Origin of the sequence: Bordetella petrii (assembly GCF_020991325.1) — a bacterium.
Taxonomy (GTDB): Bacteria; Pseudomonadota; Gammaproteobacteria; order Burkholderiales; family Burkholderiaceae_B; genus Bordetella_A; species Bordetella_A petrii_E.
In genome coordinates this window covers 1-2,803 of record NZ_JAJMLX010000412.1, presented here as the reverse complement: position 1 = coordinate 2,803, position 2,803 = coordinate 1, and the positions used below count along the sequence as shown (strand labels likewise).

Genomic DNA, 2,803 nt, shown 5'->3' with positions numbered 1-2,803 from the left:
ATGGAAACGACGATTTCCGCGCCGCGCACGGCCTCGGCGGCCGAGCCGGCCGCACGGGCGCCGGCGTCGGACAGGGCCTTGAGGGCGGCGGGCACCAGGTCGAACACCGTCAGGCTATGGCCCGCCTTGATCAGGTTCAGCGCCATGGGCGCGCCCATGTTGCCCAGGCCGATAAACGCGATACTGCTCATGTTGGTCTCCTCGTTATTGGGGTGTCGGGAATGGCTGGCTTGTCAGTCTTCGGGCGGCCCCAGGTCGGCCAGCGGATGCGCCTGCCCCTGGGGCCATGGCGGTTCGAAATACCTTTGCACCCAGGCTTCGGAAGCCGCGTCCAGCGTGGCCGGATTCCATTTTGGCTGCTTGTCTTTGTCGATGAGCAACGCGCGTATGCCTTCGGCGAAATCGCCCTGCACCGTGCAGGCCAGCGCGGCCACGTATTCGGTGCGAAAGACATCGGCCAGCGAGCGCAGCCGGGTGCGCTGCTGCAGGGCGAAGGCCAGCCGGGCTGAACCCGGCGAGCCGGCCAGCATGGTGGCCGCGGCCCGCGCCAGCCAGGGGTCGGGGTTGTCTTTCAATTCGGCCAGCGCGCCATGGATTTCGGCCAGGTCGTTGCCGCTGCACAGATTGTTGATCTGGAACGAATGCTGGCGCAGCGGCCCGGGATTCAGCGGCGCGGCCGGCTCGTGCGCCAGCAAGGCGCGCCGCAGCAGGCCGTCGTTGATGGCGCGGGGGGGCAGTGAGCCATCGCCCGGGCCGCCGGCCTGGCCGGCCCAGGGGGTGTCGAGCAGCGCCTGCTCGAAGGCCGGCCAAGTGGCGGAGTCGAGGCGGAAATCGGCGATGCCGGCAAAAAAGGCATCGGACGTGTTCAGTTGCGCGCCCGTCAGGGCCAGGAACAGGCCGGTGCGGCCCGGCATGCGGTTGAGCAGCCAGCTGCCGCCCACGTCCGGAAACAGGCCGATGGAAATCTCGGGCATGGCAATGCGCGAAGTTTCGCTGACCACCCGGTGGCTGGCGCCCATCATCAGCCCCACGCCGCCGCCCATGACGATGCCGTGGCCCCAGCACAGAATGGGCTTGGGATACGTATGGATGAGGTAGTCGAGCCGGTATTCGTGTTCGAAGAAAGTGCGCGCGTGCGTGTTGGCCCAGGCGCCCTGCCCCTGGTGTTCCTGCATGCTGCGGTACAGGCCGTGCAGGTCGCCGCCGGCGCTGAAGGCCTTGCCGCCCGCCCCTTGCAGCACCACCAGCGCCAAGCCGGCGTCATGTGTCCAGGCTTCCAGGCGCTGGGCCAGCAGGTCGACCATCTCGAGCGACAGCCCATTGAGCGTTTGCGGTGAATTCAGGGTGGCGAAACCCAGCCGCATGCCATTGGCGGCGGTTTTTTCTTCGAACAGCACGGGGGCGTTCATCGGATGTCGGCTCCTTTCTCGAGCAGTTGGCGGGCCACGATCACGCGCATGATTTCGTTCGTGCCCTCGAGTATCTGGTGTACGCGAGTATCGCGCACCAGGCGCTCCAGCGGGTAGTCGCGCAAGTACCCATAGCCGCCATGGATCTGCTGGGCGTCAAGGCACACCTGGAAGCCCATGTCGGTGGCGAAGCGCTTGGCCATGGCGCAATAGGTGCCTGCGTCCGGCGACCCCGCATCGAGCTTGCAGGCAGCCAGGCGCACCATTTGGCGCGCCGCCACCAGGTGCGTGGCCATGTCGGCCAGCTTGAATTGCAGGGCCTGGAATTCGGCCAGGCGGCGGCCGAACTGGCGGCGCTCGTCCATGTAGCGCCGCGCCGCGTCCAACGCGCCCTGTCCGGCGCCCACCGAGCAGGTGCCGATGTTGATGCGGCCGCCGTCCAGCCCTTTCATGGCTATCTTGAAGCCTTCGCCTTCGCTGCCCAGCCTGTTGGCCGCGGGCACGCGCACGTTCTCGAACGTGATCGGCCGCGTAGACTGGCTGTTCCAGCCCATTTTTTCTTCCTTGCGGCCGTAACTGATGCCGGCGCTATCGGCCGGCACGGCAAAGGCGCTGACGCCCCCCGGCCCGTCGCCGCCGGTGCGCGCCATAACCACCAGCAGATCGGTATCGCCGCCGCCAGATATGAACGCCTTGGCCCCATTCAGGACGTAATCGTCGCCGTCGGGTTGGGCCCGCGTGGACAGCGAGCCCGCGTCCGAGCCCGCGCCGGGCTCGGTCAGGCAGTACGAGGCGAGTTTCTGGCCGCTGGCCAGCAAGGGCCCCCAGCTTTCGCGCAGCGCGGGCTGCCCCCATTGGCCCACCATCCAGGTGGCCATGTTGTGAATGGTGAGAAATGCCGTGGTGGAAGGGTCGACGGCCGCCATTTCCTCGAACACCAGGGTGGCGTCCAGCCGGGGCAGGCCCAGCCCGCCGATGTCTTCGGCGGCATAGATGGCGCAGAAACCCAGTTCACCCGCGCGCGCGAAGGCCTCGCGCGGAAAAATGCCTTCGGCGTCCCAGTGGGCGGCGTGCGGGGCCAGTTCACCCTGGGCGTAATCGCGCGCGGCCTGGGCGAAGGCGCGCTGCTCGTCGGTCAGTTCCAGATCCACGGCGTTGTCTCCTGTTGGTCGGTCTTGAAGGCGCCACGGCCGTCTTGTGAACCGCCGCGCCCGCCATGCGCCGATTTTGCATGACGTTAACGTAAACGTAAACCTGCGTCCGCCATCTTACGCCGGATTCATGGCGCCATTTTGTCCTGCCGGCGACAATGCCGGCCCCGGCCGCCGTGCCCCGCCTTTACAGCAGCCCTGGCGGCCTTTCGCGGCCGGCACGGGCCGCCTTGGCCCGGCGGT

At 67.7% G+C, this 2,803-nt stretch carries 3 protein-coding genes; all 3 read right to left on the bottom strand.

Annotated elements, in window-relative coordinates; all coding sequences use genetic code 11:
• Positions 1–191 (bottom strand): NAD(P)-binding domain-containing protein (locus LPZ50_RS23855; protein ID WP_230665330.1); only part of this gene is annotated, 191 nt, incomplete at its 3' end.
• 42 nt (positions 192–233) lie between these two features.
• Complete coding sequence (locus LPZ50_RS23850; RefSeq protein WP_230665329.1) at positions 234–1,409, bottom strand: enoyl-CoA hydratase/isomerase family protein; 1,176 nt, start codon at positions 1,407–1,409, stop codon at positions 234–236.
• Positions 1,406–2,560: an acyl-CoA dehydrogenase family protein gene (locus tag LPZ50_RS23845; protein ID WP_230665328.1), complete on the bottom strand. Its 1,155-nt coding sequence runs from the start codon at positions 2,558–2,560 to the stop codon at positions 1,406–1,408. The genes LPZ50_RS23850 and LPZ50_RS23845 overlap by 4 nt, the downstream gene beginning before the upstream one ends.
• Between the last annotated feature and the right edge of the window lie 243 nt (positions 2,561–2,803).

Bases quoted from the DNA above. Each gene is read 5' to 3' on its own strand.
- LPZ50_RS23850 (WP_230665329.1), bottom strand. From the start codon at position 1,409: ATGAACGCCCCCGTGCTGTTCGAAGAAAAAACCGCCGCCAATGGCATG.